Origin of the sequence: Pseudomonas sp. 51_B (assembly GCF_017491595.1) — a bacterium.
In the GTDB taxonomy this organism is placed as follows: domain Bacteria; phylum Pseudomonadota; class Gammaproteobacteria; order Pseudomonadales; family Pseudomonadaceae; genus Aquipseudomonas; species Aquipseudomonas promysalinigenes.
On sequence record NZ_JAFGYW010000643.1, the window covers coordinates 1 to 233 of the forward strand.

The 233-nt window shown below is 59.2% G+C and carries 1 protein-coding gene; it reads left to right on the top strand.

From position 1 onward, the window contains the following. The coding region (locus tag J5M56_RS26540; protein WP_207938258.1) for a cytosine permease at window positions 1–233 on the top strand (233 nt) is incomplete at both ends.

Sequence of the window (233 nt, forward strand, 5' to 3'; positions counted from 1 at the left end):
GCTGGGGATTCCGCAAATGGTTCAAAGCCGTGGCCAGTTCGGCCGCTACGGCGCGCTTTTGATCGTGTTCTTCACCGCACTTATCTATGTCGGCTTCTTCATCTCGAACATCGTGCTGGCGGGCAAGTCGCTGCATGGCGTGGTCGAGGCCGTGCCAGTGCCGGTAGGCATCGTCATTGGTGCGCTGGGCTCAGGCATCATCGGCATCATCGGTTACCGCTTCATTCACGTGC